General features: G+C 63.4%; 18 protein-coding genes. 10 read left to right on the plus strand and 8 right to left on the minus strand.

Annotated features, from left to right (window positions below; all coding sequences use genetic code 11):
- Positions 1-38: 38 nt before the first annotated feature.
- Positions 39-1,355 (minus strand): MFS transporter, encoded by a 1,317-nt coding sequence (locus N181_RS18855; RefSeq protein ID WP_037392242.1) that lies wholly within the window; start codon positions 1,353-1,355, stop codon positions 39-41.
- A 214-nt stretch (positions 1,356-1,569) separates the two neighbouring features.
- Between N181_RS18855 and N181_RS18860 the strand changes: the two genes are divergently transcribed.
- The 9 genes from N181_RS18860 (at position 1,570) to N181_RS18900 (ending at position 10,627) form a co-directional block, all read left to right on the plus strand.
- The gene (locus N181_RS18860; protein WP_060563657.1) at positions 1,570-2,574 is read left to right on the plus strand and encodes a LacI family DNA-binding transcriptional regulator; all 1,005 of its coding nucleotides are present in this window, start codon (positions 1,570-1,572) and stop codon (positions 2,572-2,574) included.
- Positions 2,575-2,591: 17 nt separating this feature from the next.
- Positions 2,592-3,269 carry a 3-oxo-tetronate 4-phosphate decarboxylase gene (otnC, locus tag N181_RS18865; protein ID WP_037428559.1) on the plus strand — a complete coding sequence of 226 codons (678 nt, stop codon included), beginning with the start codon at positions 2,592-2,594 and terminating at the stop codon, positions 3,267-3,269.
- 240 nt (positions 3,270-3,509) lie between these two features.
- Positions 3,510-4,286, plus strand: a complete 777-nt coding sequence (locus N181_RS18870) for a FadR/GntR family transcriptional regulator (RefSeq protein WP_037392250.1) — start codon at positions 3,510-3,512, stop codon at positions 4,284-4,286.
- A gap of 35 nt (positions 4,287-4,321) precedes the next feature.
- Positions 4,322-5,302 carry a D-erythronate dehydrogenase gene (gene denD, locus N181_RS18875; protein WP_037428561.1) on the plus strand — a complete coding sequence of 327 codons (981 nt, stop codon included), beginning with the start codon at positions 4,322-4,324 and terminating at the stop codon, positions 5,300-5,302.
- A gap of 1 nt (position 5,303) precedes the next feature.
- Positions 5,304-6,080, plus strand: coding sequence for an SDR family oxidoreductase (locus N181_RS18880; RefSeq protein WP_037392253.1), 777 nt, complete (start codon positions 5,304-5,306; stop codon positions 6,078-6,080).
- 70 nt (positions 6,081-6,150) lie between these two features.
- Positions 6,151-7,218, plus strand: a complete 1,068-nt coding sequence (locus N181_RS18885; protein WP_014331330.1) for an ABC transporter ATP-binding protein — start codon at positions 6,151-6,153, stop codon at positions 7,216-7,218.
- 146 nt (positions 7,219-7,364) lie between these two features.
- Entirely contained in the window at positions 7,365-8,681 is a 1,317-nt protein-coding gene (locus tag N181_RS18890; protein WP_037392256.1) for an ABC transporter substrate-binding protein, read from the plus strand.
- Positions 8,682-8,779: 98 nt separating this feature from the next.
- Complete coding sequence (locus tag N181_RS18895) at positions 8,780-9,712, plus strand: carbohydrate ABC transporter permease (protein WP_014331332.1); 933 nt, start codon at positions 8,780-8,782, stop codon at positions 9,710-9,712.
- A gap of 15 nt (positions 9,713-9,727) precedes the next feature.
- Positions 9,728-10,627 (plus strand): carbohydrate ABC transporter permease, encoded by a 900-nt coding sequence (locus N181_RS18900; RefSeq protein ID WP_014331333.1) that lies wholly within the window; start codon positions 9,728-9,730, stop codon positions 10,625-10,627.
- Between the two features lie 3 nt (positions 10,628-10,630).
- Here N181_RS18900 and N181_RS18905 read toward each other — a convergent pair whose 3' ends face one another.
- From N181_RS18905 to N181_RS18920, 4 genes are all read right to left on the minus strand, one after another.
- Entirely contained in the window at positions 10,631-11,287 is a 657-nt protein-coding gene (locus tag N181_RS18905; RefSeq protein WP_037428567.1) for a DUF6064 family protein, read from the minus strand.
- Between the two features lie 31 nt (positions 11,288-11,318).
- Complete coding sequence (locus N181_RS18910) at positions 11,319-12,236, minus strand: aldo/keto reductase (RefSeq protein WP_037428570.1); 918 nt, start codon at positions 12,234-12,236, stop codon at positions 11,319-11,321.
- A gap of 109 nt (positions 12,237-12,345) precedes the next feature.
- A complete protein-coding gene (locus tag N181_RS18915) occupies positions 12,346-12,828 on the minus strand; it encodes a VOC family protein (RefSeq protein WP_037392267.1) in 483 nt (160 codons plus the stop codon).
- Between the two features lie 147 nt (positions 12,829-12,975).
- A complete protein-coding gene (locus N181_RS18920; RefSeq protein ID WP_037392269.1) occupies positions 12,976-13,386 on the minus strand; it encodes a hypothetical protein in 411 nt (136 codons plus the stop codon).
- A 354-nt stretch (positions 13,387-13,740) separates the two neighbouring features.
- On the opposite strand from N181_RS18920, the gene hpaR reads away from it, so the two are divergent.
- Positions 13,741-14,160, plus strand: coding sequence for a homoprotocatechuate degradation operon regulator HpaR (gene hpaR, locus N181_RS18925; RefSeq protein WP_167331226.1), 420 nt, complete (start codon positions 13,741-13,743; stop codon positions 14,158-14,160).
- Positions 14,161-14,165: 5 nt separating this feature from the next.
- Here the strand turns inward: hpaR and hpaI are convergent, their stop codons facing one another.
- The 3 genes from hpaI to N181_RS18940 are packed head-to-tail and all read right to left on the minus strand — an operon-like array spanning position 14,166 to position 16,658.
- Positions 14,166-14,972 (minus strand): 4-hydroxy-2-oxoheptanedioate aldolase, encoded by an 807-nt coding sequence (gene hpaI / locus N181_RS18930; RefSeq protein ID WP_037392271.1) that lies wholly within the window; start codon positions 14,970-14,972, stop codon positions 14,166-14,168.
- Between the two features lie 10 nt (positions 14,973-14,982).
- Positions 14,983-15,786 (minus strand): 2-oxo-hept-4-ene-1,7-dioate hydratase, encoded by an 804-nt coding sequence (gene hpaH / locus N181_RS18935; RefSeq protein WP_060563658.1) that lies wholly within the window; start codon positions 15,784-15,786, stop codon positions 14,983-14,985.
- 2 nt (positions 15,787-15,788) lie between these two features.
- Positions 15,789-16,658 (minus strand): fumarylacetoacetate hydrolase family protein, encoded by an 870-nt coding sequence (locus N181_RS18940; RefSeq protein WP_037428576.1) that lies wholly within the window; start codon positions 16,656-16,658, stop codon positions 15,789-15,791.
- Position 16,659 lies beyond the last annotated feature (1 nt).

Consider the following 16,659-nt stretch of genomic DNA (forward strand, 5'->3'; position numbering starts at 1 on the left):
CGCCGGGTCGAAGGATCCGGCGGTGCCGATTTGGAAGCTTACCGGTTCACGGTCTTTGCGGGAACCGCCAGCACCGCCAGTGAACCGATAATGAGCGCTGTGGCCAGGAGATACATGCCGGCGCTGTTGCTGCCGGTGAAGTCCTTGAGATAGCCGACCAGGAAGGGCCCGAGGAAACCGGCGAGATTGCCGACCGAGTTGATCCAGGCGATGCCGGCCGCAGCGCCCGTCCCGGCCAGGAAGGCCGTCGGCAGCGACCAGAAGAGCGGTGCGCAACTGATAGCGCCGGCGGCGGCGAGCGAGAGGCAGACGATCGCCAGCGACGTGCTCGTTGCCATGGTCGCCGCAATGAAGCCGCCGGCAGCGACGACGGCCGGGACGACGAGGTGCCAGCGGCGTTCGCGGAACCGGTCCGAGGAGCGCCCGAGCGCCAGCATGGCGACGAAGGTGCAGATATAGGGGATCGCGGAAATCAGGCCGATATTGAGGTTCCCGGTGACGCCGGTCGCCTTCACGAGCGTCGGCATCCAGAAATTCAGGCCGTATTGTCCGAGCACGAAGCAGAAGTAGATGAGGCACATCAGCCAGACGCGCGGGTCGGTCAGGGTTCCCTTGATGCTGTGCGGGCTCGATGATTTGCTCCGGTTCTCGGCGTCGATATTGGCGGCCAGCAGCTTCTTTTCTTCCTTCGACAGCCACTTCGCGTGCCCGATCGTGTCGTCAAGATAGAAGAAGGTGGCGATGCCGAAAATAATCGCCGGGATCGCCTCGATCAGGAACATCCACTGCCAGCCGGAAAGGCCGTGCGTTCCGTGGAAACTGTCCATCAGCAGGCCGGAAAGCGGATTGCCGAATATGGACGAGATCGGGATTGCCGACATGAAGATGGTGATGATCTTGGCGCGCCGATGCGCCGGATACCAGGTGGTCAGATAAAGGATGATGCCGGGGAAGAAGCCTGCCTCTGCGACACCCAGCAGGAAGCGCAGGATGTAGAACACCGTTTCCGAGGTGGTGAACATGAAGGCAGCGGAGATAACGCCCCAGGTGATCATGATGCGGGCGATCCACACCCGGGCCCCGACCTTGTTGAGGATGACGTTGCTCGGCACCTCGAACAGAAAATAGCCGATGAAGAAAATGCCGGCACCGATGCCGTAGGCCGCTTCCGAGAGGCCGAGCTCGCTCGACATCTGCAATTTCGCGAAACCGACATTGACGCGGTCGAGATAGGCGACCACGTAGCACAGCATCAGGAACGGGATAATTCTCCAAAACACCTTGCCATAGGCGCGATCTTCCACCGACCGGTCTGAATAGACGCCGTCGATCGGCGCCGGGGTTTCCAGGGTCATGATTTCCTCCTCCAGTAATTTTCGTCGGGGCCTCCTTGCAAATTCCTCCGACGGAGCGGCGCAAAATGGCAGCGCTGCCACTTTCTGTAAGCCACTTTGGCAGCGCTGCCAAGTCGAAATTGGTAGCGCTGCCAAAAAAAATGAGGTATCTGGATTCGATGGCGATGCGCCGGCGGGGAGCGATGCGGCCGGCAGCCAGAGAGTCAGGTCGAACGTGGATTTCGATTTCAAGCAGCAGAGCGCGGTGACGCTTGCGGAGGTCGCCGAAGCCGCCGGTGTTGGCGAGAGCACGGTATCGCGCGTGCTCAGAAACGAGGGGTCGTTTTCGCGCAAGGCGAGGGAGCGGGTGCTGGAGGCGGTCGAGCGGCTCGGCTATGTGCCGAACCGGATCGCGGGAACGCTCGCTTCCGCCGGATCGCGCCTCGTCGCCTTCGTGATCCCTTCGCTCTCCAACATCGTCTTCCCCGACGTGCTGCGTGGGGCAAGCGGGGTTTTGGAGAAGAACAAGCATCAGGCCGTCTTTTCCGTGACCGATTATGATCCGCAGCGCGAGGAGGCGCTTGTCGCCGCGATGCTCGCCTGGCGGCCGACGGCGGTCATGCTTGCCGGCTTCGAACATACGGAAGGCACCCTGAAGATGTTGCGTGCCAGCGGTTGCCGGGTCGTGGAAGTGCTCGATGTCGATGGAGCAGCGGTCGATCTGGCCGTCGGCTTTTCCAATCGTGCGGCCGGGCGCGCAAGTGCCGAATTCCTCCTGAAGCGCGGCTATCGCCGGATCGGCTATGTCGGGCACGATCTCGATCGCGATACCCGCGCCGGCAAGCGCTTTGCCGGATTCCGCGAAACGCTCGCCGCTTCCGGCTATCCACTTCTCGATCGGGAGATCTGCTCCGGCGCGTCGTCGGTGGAGAGTGGGCGACTGGGCCTGGAGCGACTGCTCGCCAGATATGCCGATCTCGACGCGGTCTATTTTTCGAACGACGACATGGCGCTCGGGGGTTACTTTCACTGCCTGTCACGCGGGATTTCGATCACCGCGCAACTGGCGATCTTCGGTTACAACGGCCTCGATATCGGCCGGGTAACGCCGCAGCCGCTGTCGACCATTCGCACCCCTCGCGTTGCGACGGGGCAATTGGCGGCGGAGCTTGTCGTCACCAACGCGCCGCCCCAGGTGGTCGATCTCGGCTTCGAACTGGTCGAAGGCGCAACCGCCTGAACTGAAAGGATTTGCCAATGTCCGAGAGTGGCCTGCGCGAGGAAATCTGTCGCTACGGACGATCGCTGTTCGAGCGCGGGCTGACGCCGGGCTCCTCCGGCAACATCTCGCTCAGGCTCGACGACGGCGGCTGGCTGGTGACGCCCACCAACGCATCGCTCGGCTTTCTCGACCCCGCCCGCATCTCGCGGCTCGACTCCGCGGGCAGGCTCGTCTCCGGCGACAAGCCGACGAAGGAGATCCCGCTGCACGCCGCCCTCTACGAGTCGCGCGGCAGCGCCCGTGCCATCGTCCATCTCCATTCGACCCACGCGGTGGCGCTCACCATGCTGCCCGAGATCGATCCGCGCGCCGCGCTGCCGCCGATGACGCCCTACTACCTCATGCGGGCCGGCGAGACCGCACTGGTGCCCTACTACCGCCCCGGCGATCCGGCGGTCGCCGATGCGATCCGCGGCCTCGCCGGCAAATATTCCTCCGTGCTGCTTGCCAATCATGGGCCGGTCGTCGCCGGCGACAGCCTCGAAGCGGCTGTCTTCGCCACGGAGGAACTGGAGGAGACGGCCAGGCTCTACCTGCTCCTGCGCAACCTCAATCCGCGCTATCTCACCCCGGACCAGGTGAGCGATCTCGTCCAAACCTTTGGCCTCGATCTGCCGTCGCACCACGACCATGATGGGCACGACCACGGCTGAGCCCGCTATTTCGCGACAGCTGGATTCTTGAAATTCGTTTTTTGGAACATCCCCTTACACCTGGATGGGGCGCGCTTCTTCTGCCCCACATCCGCGACTTTTAGTGCGCCGCACAAACCCTGCGTGCATTTTTGATGCGGTGCGGCGACGATGTGGGCTTGACCAGACGCTCTCTCAAGGCCTCTATTCGTATGACTGATCTGCTGGACCAACCAGTAGATCAGTGGAGGGGTGGCGCCGATGACTGGCAGTCCGATACTCACGCAGATGCCGAAGGTGGGGCGCAGCCTCGACCGCCGGACGGCGCGCGAGGTGATTGCCGACAAATTGATGGTACTGGTGGCGACGAATATGCTCCGGCCAGGTGACGAACTCCCCGGCGAAAGGGAACTCGCCAACGTCCTCCATGTCAGCCGCGAGACGGTGCGCGGTGCCATTCAGACGCTTGCGGCGCGCGGCATCATCGAGGTGTCGCAGGGAAGCCGAAGCCGTGTTGCGGATGTCGATCTAAGCGACGTCACGGTGACGATCGCCTCGCCGAATGCCATCGACAGCTATGATCTCGAGGACGTTCACGCCGCACGACTGCACATCGAGCTGAAAGTGGTGGGCGATGCCGCCGATAAGATCGACACGGATGCGCTTAAGAAGCTCGAAAGCCTGCTCGAGGCGCAGAAGCTCTGCGGTGACGACGCGATGCGCTTCCTGATCTGCGACCGCGAATTCCACGTGGCGATCTACCGGGCCTGCGGCAATCCGCTGCTCTCGGACTTCGTCACGGACCTCTATACTTACATGATGGACTACCGGCGCAGCGCCATGTCGCGCGCCGGTGCGATCGAGGCGAGCTACAGGGACCACAGCGAGATCGTCGAGGCGCTGCGGCGCCACGACCGTGAAGCGGTCGTCGCGGCTTTTCACCAGCACCTGATGCGCATCTATCGGACAACGAAGGAATTGCTCGTCGACGGGAGCGGCAGGAAACAGAAACAGAAGGGCACGCGCAACCCGGAATGATCCGGGTGGGGCCGAACGGAGGAGGTTCGCCGCGAATGCATGTTATGATCATCGGTGCGGCCGGCATGATCGGCCGGAAACTCGTCGACAAACTGGCGGCCGAGCCGGACGCCCTTGCCTACGAGATCGCCAAGCTGACATTGGTGGACGTCATCGAGCCGCCGGTGCCTGCGGCGCTTTCGGCGATAAGCACTCTGGCGCTCGATCTCTCGTCGGAGGGCAGCGCGGAGCGGCTCGTCTCGTCGCGTCCGGACGTCATCTACCATCTCGCGGCGATCGTGTCGGGCGAGGCGGAGGCCGACTTCGACAAGGGCTACAGCGTCAATCTCGACGGCACACGGGCGCTCTTCGAGGCGATCCGTCGCGAGGGGCAGCGCGAGCGCTATGCCCCGCGCCTCATCTTCGCCTCCTCGATCGCCGTCTTCGGCCAGCCGTTCCCGGAAAAGATCGGTGACGAGTTCTTTGCGACGCCGCTGACGAGCTACGGCACGCAGAAAGCCATCTGCGAACTACTGCTTGCCGACTATTCGCGGCGCGGCTTCTTCGACGGCATCGGCATCCGCCTGCCGACCATCTGCATCCGACCGGGCAAGCCGAACAAGGCGGCGTCCGGCTTCTTCTCCAACATCCTGCGCGAGCCGCTGGCCGGCCAGGAGGCCATTCTGCCGGTCGATGAAAACGTCCGGCACTGGTTCGCAAGCCCGCGATCGGCCGTTGGCTTTTTCATCCACGCCGCGCGAATGGACACAGGCCGGATCGGCCCGCGGCGCAATCTGACCATGCCGGGATTGTCGGCGCTGGTCGGCGAAGAGGTCGAGGCGCTGAAGCGCATTGCTGGCCCGAAGGCCGTGGGCCTCATCCGCCGCGAACCGGACCCGGTGATCGGCGCGATCGTCGCCGGCTGGCCGACGAATTTCGACGCGCGCCGTGCTCGTGAACTGGGCTTCACGGCCGAAAGCAGCTTCGACGAGATCATCCGGATCCATATCGAGGACGAACTCGGAGGAAAAATCTGACATGGCGCAAGACAGAAGATCGGGCGAGGGAAAGATCGCGCTGGTGACGGGCGGAGGCTCCGGCATCGGCCGCGGGATCGCCAGGGCATTGAGTGCCGAGGGCTACGTCCTTGTCGTCACCGGCCGCCGTCCGGACGTGTTGCAGAGAGCGGCGGCGGAAATTTCCGCCGATACTGGCGGAGTCGTCAGGGCGATTGCCTGCGACGTCGGCGATCCGGGCCAGGTGGCCACGCTTTTCGATGCGATCCGGGCTGAGTTCGGGCGGCTCGACCTGCTTGTCAACAATGCTGGCTCCAACGTGCCCGCCGTGCCGCTCGAAGAGGTGACGTTCGAGCAGTGGAGCGGTATCCTGGCCGCGAACCTGACGGGCGCCTTCCTCTGCACCCAGCAGGCGTTCCGCTTGATGAAGGCGCAGGAACCGCGCGGCGGACGGATCGTCAACAATGGTTCGATCTCGGCAACGACGCCGCGGCCCAATTCCGCGCCCTACACGGCGACCAAGCACGCCATCAGCGGGCTGACGAAATCGACGGCGCTCGACGGACGGCCCTTCGATATTGCCTGCGGACAGATCGATATCGGTAATGCGGCAACCGATATGACGCAGAAGATGAGCAGCGGCGTGCTGCAGGCCAACGGCGAGACTGCGTCGGAGCCGACCATTCCGGTCGAGCATGTCGCCGGGGCCGTCGTCTACATGGCGAGCTTGCCGCTGGCAGCCAACGTGCTGACGATGACGGTGATGGCGACGAAAATGCCGCTGGTCGGCCGCGGATAGGATCGCAGCCTTTGCCCGTCCCCTAGAGGGATGGGGGCGGAGGCAGGAAGCAGTTCTGGGAGGAACGTAAATGGCAGGCGTGGATTTTGTCGATGTCCGGAAATCCTTCGGGGCTATTCCCATCATAAAGGGCGTGAACATCGAAATTGACGACGGCGAGTTCGTCATTCTCGTCGGTCCGTCCGGCTGCGGAAAATCGACCTTGCTCCGAATGCTGGCGGGTCTCGAGAACATTACCGCCGGAGAAATCCGCATCGGCGATCGCGTCGTCAACCGGCTGCCTCCGAAAGACCGTGATATCGCCATGGTGTTCCAGAACTATGCGCTCTATCCGCATATGACGGTCGCCGACAACATGGCCTTCTCGCTGATGCTCGCAAGCAGGCCGAAGGCGGACATCGACAAACGGGTCGGCGTGGCGGCGGATATCCTTGGCCTCTCGAAATTGCTCGATCGCTATCCGCGCCAGCTTTCCGGCGGCCAGCGCCAGCGCGTCGCGATGGGCCGGGCGATCGTGCGCGACCCGCAGGTGTTCCTGTTCGACGAACCGCTCTCGAACCTCGACGCCAAGCTGCGTGTCGCCATGCGCGCCGAGATCAAGGAGCTGCACCAGCGGTTGAAGACGACGACGGTCTATGTCACCCATGACCAGATCGAGGCGATGACGATGGCCGACAAGATCGTCGTCATGCATGACGGCATCGTCGAGCAGCTCGGCGCGCCGCTCGACCTCTACGACCATCCGGCCAATCTCTTCGTCGCCGGCTTCATAGGTTCGCCGGCCATGAACATGATCCGCGGGCGGCTTCACCCCGAAGACCCGACGGCCTTCATGACCGCGGACGGCACGGCGCTTCCCGTCGCCCGGCCTGCTGCGGCCGCCCGAGGCCGCGATCTCGTTTACGGTCTCAGGCCCGAATACATGTCGCTGGACCCGAACGGTCTGCCCGCCGAGGTCGTGGTGATCGAGCCGACCGGCTACGAAACGCAGATGATTGCCAGGCTCGGCGGCCACGACGTGACCTGTGTCTTTCGCGAGCGGGTGACTGCCAAGCCCGGCGAGACGATCCGCCTGGCGATCGACGGCGCGCATGTTCACCTGTTCGACGCCGAAACCGGGCGGCGATTGTTCGACTGATGCCCGAGCGGGCGGGGAAGGGGAGGAGCCTTCCTCGATATCGCGCGGGTGATGCCAGGCAATCGCCGGCATCGGGTCGCGGCATTCGCCAAGCGGGACGGCGAATGGCGGAAGAAATGCTCCCGCTGTTTCAAGGAGGAGTACCAATGCCGATAAAGAGACGTGATTTTCTCGCAGGTTCCGCGGCGCTCGCCGGTGTGGCTGGTCTTTCGCCGCTCGGAATCCGCCCATCCTTCGCGCAAGCCGCCGAGCCGAGCTACAAGCCGGAAGAAGGCGCAAGCCTCAGGCTGCTGAGATGGACGCCTTTTGTGAAAGGGGACGAGGACGCCTGGCTTGCCAATACCAAGAAGTTCACCGAGGCAACCGGCGTCGAGGTCCGCATCGACAAGGAAAGCTGGGAAGACATTCGCCCGAAGGCGGCTGTCGCCGCGAATGTCGGCTCCGGTCCGGACATGGTGATGTGCTGGTTCGATGATGCGCATCAATACCCGGACAAGCTCGTCGACGTCACCGAGCTCGCCAATTATCTCGGCAACAAATATGGCGGCTGGTACGACGGCGTGAAGGGCTACGCGACCCGCGACGACAAGTTCATCGCCATGCCGCTGACGGCGATCGGCAACGCCGTTTGCTACCGCGACAGCCACATGAAGGCGGCCGGCTTCAGCGAATTCCCCAAGGACACGGCGGGCTTCCTCGAGCTCTGCAAGGCGATGAAGGCCAAGGGCACGCCGGCCGGCTTCCCGCACGGCAAGGCGGTCGGCGACGGCAACAACTACGCGCACTGGCTGCTCTGGAGCCACGGCGGCAAGATGGTTGACGAAGGCGGCAAGGTTACCATCAACAGCCCCGAAACGCTGGCGGCGATCAACTACGCCAAGCAGCTCTATGAGACCTTCATTCCGGGCACGGAAAGCTGGCTCGACATCAACAACAACCGCGCCTTCCTCGCGGGTCAGGTTTCGCTGACGGCGAACGGCGTCTCGCTCTATTACGCGGCCAAGAAGGATGCGGCGCTCGCCGAACTGGCGGCGGATATCCGTACCACCAACTTCCCGATCGGCCCGGTCGGCCAGAGCGTCGAGCTTCACCAGACAAGCTCGATCCTGCTCTTCAGCCACAGCAAATATCCGGAAGCGGCCAAGGCCTACATCAAGTTCATGATGGAAGCCGACCAGATGAATGCCTGGATCCAGGGATCGAGCGCCTATTGCTGCCAGCCGCTGAAGGCCTTCGCCAACAACCCGGTCTGGACCGCCGACCCGATCCATGCGCCCTATGCCAAGGCTTCGGAGACCCTGCGGCCAAACGGCTATGCCGGTCCGCTCGGCTACGCTTCGGCAGGGGTCATGGCCGACTACGTGCTGGTCGACATGTTCGCGGCCGCAGTGACCGGCCAGATGACGCCCGAGGACGCCGTTGTCGAGGCTGAACGGCGGGCTAACCGCTACTACCGCGTCTGATTCCCCATGGCGGCCGATCGGCCGCCATGACCATCGACGAGGCCGGCGGTGAGGCCGCCGGCTCAACATCTGAACCCATTCCAGGCCGGAGAAATTCGATGTCGATCACGTCGTCCGGAAAGCCGCCATCTGCCATGGCATCGCTGATGCAGAACAACAATGTGCTCGGCCTGCTGTTCATGCTCCCGGCCGCTATTTTTCTCATCTGCTTCCTTACCTATCCGCTGGGGCTCGGCGTCTGGCTCGGCTTCACCGACACCCGCATCGGCCGCGACGGCATCTTCATCGGGCTTGAGAACTACGAGTTCCTGGCGCGCGACTCGGTCTTCTGGCTCTCGGTCTTCAACACGCTGCTCTATACCTTCGTGGCGTCGATCCTGAAATTCGCGCTCGGCCTGTGGCTGGCCCTGCTGCTCAACGAGAACCTGCCGTTCAAATCCTTCTTCCGCGCCATCGTGCTTCTGCCTTGGGTGGTGCCGACGGTGCTTTCGGCGCTCGCCTTCTGGTGGATCTACGATTCGCAGTTCTCAATCATTTCCTGGTCGCTGATGGAGCTAGGGGTCATCGACGGACCGATCAATTTCCTCGGTGACCCGACCAACGCGCGCGCCTCGGTGATTGCCGCCAATGTCTGGCGCGGCATTCCCTTCGTGGCGATTTCGCTGCTCGCCGGCCTGCAGACGATCCCGGCGTCGCTGCAGGAGGCTGCCTCGCTCGACGGCGCCACCAGCTGGCAGCGCTTCCGCTATGTCACGCTGCCGATGCTGACGCCGATCATTGCCGTCGTAATGACCTTCTCGGTGCTCTTCACCTTCACCGACTTCCAGCTCATCTACGTACTGACCAAGGGTGGGCCGGTGAACGCCACCCATCTGATGGCGACGCTTTCCTTTCAGCGCGGCATTCCGGGCGGCCAGCTCGGCGAGGGAGCGGCGATCGCCGTCGCCATGGTGCCCTTCCTGCTCGCCGCCATCATGTTCAGCTTCTTCGGTCTGCAGCGCCGTAAATGGCAGCAGGGCGGGCAGGACTGAGATCGGGAGGATAAGATGAACACGACCACAAAAATGCAAGACGAGGTCCTCACCGATACCGCCGAGGGCATGAGCTATCTCAACCGCCTGCCGCGCCGGATCGTCACCCTTTACCTGCCGATGGCGGTCTTCGTCTTCGTGCTGCTCTTTCCGTTCTACTGGATGGCGATCACGGCCGTGAAGCCGAATTCGCAGCTCACCGACTATAACAATTACAGCCCCTTCTGGGTGGTCGGCCCGACGCTCGATCACATCAAATATCTGCTCTTCGAGACCTCCTATCCGGGCTGGCTGTGGAACACGATGCTCGTCGCCCTCGGTTCGACGATCCTTTCGCTGGGGGCGTCGATCTTCGCGGCCTATGCGATCGAGCGGGTGCGCTTCACCGGCTCGCGGCCTGTCGGGCTGATGATCTTCCTTGCCTATCTGGTGCCGCCGTCGATCCTGTTCATCCCGCTCGCCTTCATCGTCTTCAAGTTCGGCATCTACGATTCCAAGCTGGCGCTGATCTTCACCTATCCGACCTTCCTCATTCCCTTCTGCACCTGGTTGCTGATGGGCTACTTTCGCTCCATCCCGTTCGAGCTGGAGGAAAGCGCGCTGGTCGACGGGGCGACGCGCTGGCAGATCCTCGTCAGGATCATTTTGCCGCTCGCCGTGCCGGGACTGATATCGGCCGGCATCTTCGCCTTCACGCTGTCCTGGAACGAGTTCATCTATGCGCTGACATTCATCCAGTCGTCGGAGAACAAGACGGTGCCGGTCGGCGTGCTGACGGAGCTGGTGCGCGGCGACGTGTTCGAATGGGGCGCGCTGATGGCCGGCGCGCTGTTCGGCTCGCTACCGGTGGTCATCCTCTATTCGTTTTTCGTCGACTACTACGTCTCTTCGATGACCGGTGCGGTCAAGGAGTGATGCTCATCGTCTCCCCGCGATCACAACCACGAGGAAGGCGGCAAGTACGCCGAGCGGTCCCAAGGCAGCTGGCTCTCGCATCGCCCAAAGGGTCAGGCCGCTGTAGAGGGACCAGGCTACCGGAATCGGCATAAGCAGCCACAGTCTCCTCTGCCCCAGCAGCAGCATGGCGCCGAATGTCGTCGCAACCGTGGGATCGGGCATCATGCCGAAGGTTTCGGCCGAGACAGGGGAACGGCCTGCGAGCCAGGCAATAAACGGGTAGGCGAGCAGACCGAACATCGAAAGGCCAATACCGCCATAGTGGCGCAGGCTGCCTGCAGGCGCGGGATCGCCTGCCATTGGGCCGACGAGAACCAGCAATGCCGCCTGGATCCAGAAGGCCGCCGCCGCGTAAGGCATCGCCCAGTTGATCCCGGCATAGCGCATCCACAGGAACTGCCAGGCGCAGAGGACCCATGCCAGGGCGAGTATCGGGGGGACTGCGAGCCGGAGGCGGTCGACCCGTACGGCTGCCGGAACGAGCACGGCAAGCGCGACGGCGATGAGCACGATCTGAAGGGGCCAGAAGTCCTGGTTGTACCGTTCGATCAGCCGGAAATAGACGCGCGGTGAGAACAACAGCAGATCTTGAAGCGTATAGGTCGCCCAGTCGGACATCAGATGCAGTCCGCATCAGATTGAGGCGCACTCACAGCGCTTCCACATAGTCGACCATGCGCCGACGTGTTGACTCGTCGGGCATAACGCCCCTTGCCGCGCCGAGGTTCTCCCGGACATGCTCAACGCGGGTGGTGGCGGGGATCGCACAGGTCACTTCCGGATGCGAGATGATGAATTTCAGCAGGAACTGCGCCCAGTTGCTGGCGCCCGTCTCGGCAAGCCAGTCCGGCAACGGCGCATCCTCGAACTGTCGGATGAGGTCGCCCTGCCGGAACGGGCGGTTGGCGATGACCGCGATGCCCTTCTCCCGCGCCAGCGGCAGGATGCGGTCCTCAGCCTCTCGATCGAGGATATTGTAGGTGAGCTGCACGAAATCGATCGGTTGCTCCGCCATGACGCGCTCGATCTCGCGATGACGGCGCCCTTCGGAGGTGGTGATGCCGACATAGCGCAACTGTCCGGCCGCCTTCATGTCGAGGAGAGCGGGCAAATGCTCCTCCCAGGAGACGAGATTGTGGACCTGCATGAGATCGAATTTACCGACGCCCCAATGGTCACGCGAGGCTTTGATCTGGGCGGCTCCACTTGCGGGGTCAGAGATCCAGACTTTCTCCGCCGAAAACAGTCGTTCGGGATAGCCGAGCTTGCGAAGGCCGTAGCCGATCGTCGGCTGGGAGGAGCCGTACATCGGCGAGGAGTCGATCATGCGGCCGCCGCCTTCGAAGAAGGTGGCGATCACGGCGGCGCATTCGTCCTTCAGGAGGGGATCGTCCCCGACGTTGAAGGTGATCCAGGTGCCGAGGCCGATCGCAGGCAAGGGCTCTCCGGTTTTCGGAATGGTCTTGGTGATCATGTCGCCAGCCTGCCCCGCCGCCGGCCGCAGCATGAGCGGCAGCGATAGGCCAAGGCCAAGCGTCTGAACGACTGTGCGCCGCGTGATGGTCATCGGTCGCTCCCTTCCGCTCGAAGCTTCCTTGTTTCCGGCAGCGACATAATACCCCCCGCGGGGCCGCTCTGCAGCCCCGAAGCGGTGAATGTGCGGGATCGAACCGCGGTCAGCCCGCACCGTCGAAGGCGCGTTCAAGCGTCGCAATGTCGAGCTTCACCATTTTGAGCATGGCTTCTGCTGCCCGCTTGGCCCGGTCGCGGTCGGGACTTGAGATCATCTCGCCCAGGACGCGCGGCGCGATCTGCCACGAGAGACCCCAGCGGTCCTTCAACCAGCCGCATTGTTCCGCTTCGCCGCCATTGGCGAGGAACGCGTCCCATATGCGGTCGATCTCCTCCTGGCTGCCGCATTGCACCTGAATCGAGAAGGCGTGGTTGAAGGGATCAAGAGGCCCGGCCTCCAGCGCGATGAAATTCTGGTCGTCCAGAGTGAATTCGATGACCTTGACGCTGCCCGGCGGGCCGCTCGGTGTTTCCGCGGGCACGGTTGTCTCGCCGGCCACCGCCGAGTTCGGAATAACCGAGACGTAGAAGTCGACGGCTCGGCGCGCCTGCTCTGCGAACCAGAGATGAGAGACGATCTTGGGCATTGCACGAACTCCTCTGACATGTCCAATGTCATGAAGACGTGCCGCACCGCTCCGATCCGACAGGTCGGCTCGAAAAAACCGCGCTTGGAGATGAAGTCGCTGCTCGCGAACTGCCGACCATGCACCGGGCTCTGGAGGACGGTCCCGTCACCAGGGCCGCCAGCCGCTCGACCAGTAGCGTTCCTTCAATTCGCTCAAACGATCCTCGATGTCGGAGATGACATCCTCGGTGCGCGAAGAGCGCCGCGTGGACCAGTATGGACGGCTGGTGCTTGCCAGGATCAGGCCGACGAGACCGACCAGGGCGAGGGCCGTCCAGGCGGGATGTTCGCGCGCCATTTCTCCGGCGCGGCGCCCGGTGTCCTTGACAGAAGAGACGACGGCCCTGCCCGAGGGAACGCCGAGGTCGGCGAGCGTGTCTTTCAGCGCATTGACCTGATCACGAAGCCACCGGACTTCCTCCTCCATCGTCTTCTGGTTCGGAACGCCGACCGTGCCTGTCTTGGTGTCGACGACGCCGCGCGGGATAGCGGAACCGATTGATTTTTCCTGTGCCATTGCTGATCCTCCATTTCTGAACCGGTGAGGTGGTCCCCGGGAGGAAAACGGCGGTGGGCCGTTGGAGTTCCTTCGTTTTGAGCAGGCGGCATGATGCCGGAGCTTGGTGGTGCCGACAGTTCAATGTTGATATCGCCGGTTGCGAAGTGATCTTTTGCCAGATAGTTCTCGCGTTAAGCAATTTGCCTTGTGAAATGTGCCACCCGGTTTACGCTTGATCTATCGGAGGCGTGGATGCGGGATATTGGAGTGGATGGTGGATCGACCATGAAAAACCGACAGGCTGTGGAAGAGGCAGAAGCGCATCCGACCGGCTCCGCAAAAGGAACGCGGCAGCGCCGGCGCTCATTGGCCATGGGTTTGCTGCGCGCCCGCGAGGCGGTGATGAGCCATTTCCGGCCGATCCTCGCCGCTCACGACGTCACAGAGCAGCAATGGCGGGTCATCCGCGTTCTCGCCGAGGAGGGGATGCTCGACGCGACCGAGGTGGCGGACAAGGCCTCCATCCTGGCCCCGAGCCTCACGCGCATGATCCGCTCGCTCGAGGAGCGCGGCTTCATCACCAAGCACAAGGACAAGGCGGATGGCCGGCGGGTGCTGCTGCAGGTGACGCCGGCGGGCCAGGCGGTGATCGAGGACGTCATGCCCGAGAGCCTCAGGGCCTATGGCGACATCGACGCCCGCTTCGGGGCGGAACGGGTCGAGCAACTCATCGACATGCTCGAGGAGCTGGCGAGCCTCAAACTCGAAGGCGGTTCAGGCGGCGAGGAGTAAGGCCCTCAATAGACCCTGCCACTCGCTGCGCCGCTGGCGGGGCCTGCCTTCTCGAAGTCACGGAGCAATTGGCTCGTCGCATTGGCGAGCAGGGTCACGTCGTTGCCGATCGCCACGAAGGTCGCGCCGAGTTCGAGATAGCGCTTGGCGAGCGCCAAGTCGCCGGTCAGGATGCCGGCCGCCTTGCCGTGGGATCGGATGCGGAGCAGCGCCGCCTCCACCGCCGCCTGCACCTCCGGCGCACCGGGCTTTCCGAGGAAACCCATGTCGGCGGCAAGATCGGCCGGGCCGATGAAGACGCCGTCGACGCCTTCGGTGGAGGCGATAGCGTCGAGAGCGGCGAGCCCCGCCCGACTTTCGACCTGCAGCAACAGGCAGATCTCGTCATTGGCGGTCTGCAGATAGTCGGGAATGCGGTTGAACTTGGAGGCGCGGGCAAGTGCGGCGCCGACGCCGCGCACACCGTGCGGCGGATAGCGCACGGCTTTCACCATGGCTTCGGCCAGCTCTCGGCTGTCGACCATCGGTACCAGAAGCGTCTGGGCGCCGATATCGAGCAATTGCTTGACGATATAGGTTTCACCGATTGGCGGACGGATGACGGCATGGCTCGCCGTGCCCTTCATCGCCTGCAGCTGCGCAACCAGGAGCGGGATGTCGTTCGGCGCGTGCTCGGCATCGATCAGCAGCCAGTCGTAGCCGGCTTCCGCGCAGATCTCGACCGTGTAGGGATTGGCGAGCGCCTGCCAAAGGCCGATCTGGGCGCGGCCATCCTTGAGGGCCTGTTTGAAGAGGTTTCTGGGAGCTGGCATGAGAACGTCCTCAGGCAAAATAGAGGCTGACCGAACCGTAGGGTCCGAAGTCGGCGACGATCGTGTCGCCATGCCGCGCCTCGATCGGCCGGATGAAGGAACCGGCAAGCACGATCTGGCCGGCCTCGATGCCGTCGCCATACTGCGCAAGCCGATTGGCGAGCCAGGCGACGCCGCGCGCCGGCTGGTTCAATACGCCGGCGCCAAGACCGGTTTCCTCGACCTCGGCATTGCGGCTGACGATCGCGCCCATCCAGCGCATGTCGATCTGATCGGGCCGAACGGCACGACCACCGGTGACAAGGCCGGCATTGGCGGCATTGTCGGAAATCGTGTCGAAGACGTTGCGCGCCTTCTTCGTCTCGGGATCGACGCGAAGGATGCGCGTGTCGACGATTTCCAGCGCCGGGGTGACGTAGTCGGTGGCGTTCAGCACGTCGAAGACGGTGGCGCCCGGTCCTTTCAACGGCGCCTTCATCACGAAGGCGATCTCCGCCTCGATGCGCGGCTGAATGAATCGGTCGGCCGGGACCGTCGCGCCGTCCTCGAAGACCATGTCGTCGAACAGCACCCCGGAATCGGGAATGTCGATGTTCAATGCATATTGCATCGCCTTGGAGGTGAGGCCGATCTTCCAGCCGATCACCTTGCGGCCGGAAGCGATCTTCTTCTTCACCCAGGCGCCCTGGATCGCATAGGCGTCGTCCATGTCGATCTCGGGGTACGTCAGCGACAGGAGCCCGGTCTGGATACGGGTGCGCTCGGCCTCGTCGAGGCTTTCGGCCGCCGTTTCGATCTGGTCTCTGGTCAGCATATTCACGCCTCGTCCGCGATGGTGTTTCTCAAAGTGCCGATGCCGTCCGCCTCGACCTCGACGACGTCGCCGGGTTTGAGCCAGATAGGCGGGTCGAACCGGGCGCCGGCGCCGGTCGGCGTGCCGGTGACGATGACATCGCCCGGAACCAGCGTGGTGAAGGTGGAGATGTAGTTGATGATCTTGCGAAGCGGGAAGATCATCCGGCTGGTTCGGTCGCTCTGGCGCACTTCGCCGTTGACCCGGGTTTCGAGCCTGATGTCGGCGAGTTGGGCCTCATCCGTGTAGGGAACAAGCCATGGGCCGATCGAGCCGGTCCGGTCGAAGTTCTTGCCCTGGGTGACGTTGAACTTGGCGTGGCGCACCCAGTCGCGGATCGTCCCCTCGTTCGAGAGCGACAGCGCCGCGATATGGTTCAGCGCCTGCGCCTCCGGAATGCGGCGGCCACCCTTGCCGATGACGATGACGATCTCGCCCTCGTAGTCGAGCTGCGGGCTCTCCGGCGGACGAATGAGCGGCTCATTGTGGCCGGTGAAGGAACGCGGGAAGCGGATGAACAGCGAGGGGTTGGACGGCGCGGCCTGTCCGTCCTTGTACTCCTCGTTGCGGTCGGGGAAGTTGACGCCGACGCAGATGATCTTTTCCGGCGTCGGGATCGGAATTTCGAAGCGGATCTCTTCGACCGGGAAGTCCGGTGACAACGACCCCCTCTCCGCTGCGAGCGCGGAAAGCGCGCCGGCTTCTATGACTTCTCTGAGCGACGGCCAGCGCGCACCGTGGCGGGCCGAAAGGTCGACCACGCCTTCTACCGTCAGAAGGCCGTAGCCTTGACGGTTCTTGTGGGAAAAGCTGACAAATTGCGGACGGGACATG

The organism is Sinorhizobium fredii USDA 205 (assembly GCF_001461695.1).
In the GTDB taxonomy this organism is placed as follows: Bacteria; Pseudomonadota; Alphaproteobacteria; order Rhizobiales; family Rhizobiaceae; genus Sinorhizobium; species Sinorhizobium fredii.

Excerpts from the sequence above, each read along its gene's own strand:
- N181_RS18855 (WP_037392242.1), bottom strand. The coding sequence starts at position 1,355 with ATGACCCTGGAAACCCCGGCGCCGATCGACGGCGTCTATTCAGACCGG.
- otnC (WP_037428559.1), top strand. The coding sequence starts at position 2,592 with ATGTCCGAGAGTGGCCTGCGCGAGGAAATCTGTCGCTACGGACGATCG.
- N181_RS18870 (WP_037392250.1), top strand. The coding sequence starts at position 3,510 with ATGACTGGCAGTCCGATACTCACGCAGATGCCGAAGGTGGGGCGCAGC.
- denD (WP_037428561.1), top strand. The coding sequence starts at position 4,322 with ATGCATGTTATGATCATCGGTGCGGCCGGCATGATCGGCCGGAAACTC.
- N181_RS18880 (WP_037392253.1), top strand. The coding sequence starts at position 5,304 with ATGGCGCAAGACAGAAGATCGGGCGAGGGAAAGATCGCGCTGGTGACG.
- N181_RS18885 (WP_014331330.1), top strand. The coding sequence starts at position 6,151 with ATGGCAGGCGTGGATTTTGTCGATGTCCGGAAATCCTTCGGGGCTATT.
- N181_RS18890 (WP_037392256.1), top strand. The coding sequence starts at position 7,365 with ATGCCGATAAAGAGACGTGATTTTCTCGCAGGTTCCGCGGCGCTCGCC.
- N181_RS18895 (WP_014331332.1), top strand. The coding sequence starts at position 8,780 with ATGTCGATCACGTCGTCCGGAAAGCCGCCATCTGCCATGGCATCGCTG.
- N181_RS18900 (WP_014331333.1), top strand. The coding sequence starts at position 9,728 with ATGAACACGACCACAAAAATGCAAGACGAGGTCCTCACCGATACCGCC.
- N181_RS18905 (WP_037428567.1), bottom strand. The coding sequence starts at position 11,287 with ATGTCCGACTGGGCGACCTATACGCTTCAAGATCTGCTGTTGTTCTCA.
- N181_RS18910 (WP_037428570.1), bottom strand. The coding sequence starts at position 12,236 with ATGACCATCACGCGGCGCACAGTCGTTCAGACGCTTGGCCTTGGCCTA.
- N181_RS18915 (WP_037392267.1), bottom strand. The coding sequence starts at position 12,828 with ATGCCCAAGATCGTCTCTCATCTCTGGTTCGCAGAGCAGGCGCGCCGA.
- N181_RS18920 (WP_037392269.1), bottom strand. The coding sequence starts at position 13,386 with ATGGCACAGGAAAAATCAATCGGTTCCGCTATCCCGCGCGGCGTCGTC.
- hpaR (WP_167331226.1), top strand. The coding sequence starts at position 13,741 with ATGGGTTTGCTGCGCGCCCGCGAGGCGGTGATGAGCCATTTCCGGCCG.
- hpaI (WP_037392271.1), bottom strand. The coding sequence starts at position 14,972 with ATGCCAGCTCCCAGAAACCTCTTCAAACAGGCCCTCAAGGATGGCCGC.
- hpaH (WP_060563658.1), bottom strand. The coding sequence starts at position 15,786 with ATGCTGACCAGAGACCAGATCGAAACGGCGGCCGAAAGCCTCGACGAG.
- N181_RS18940 (WP_037428576.1), bottom strand. The coding sequence starts at position 16,658 with ATGTCCCGTCCGCAATTTGTCAGCTTTTCCCACAAGAACCGTCAAGGC.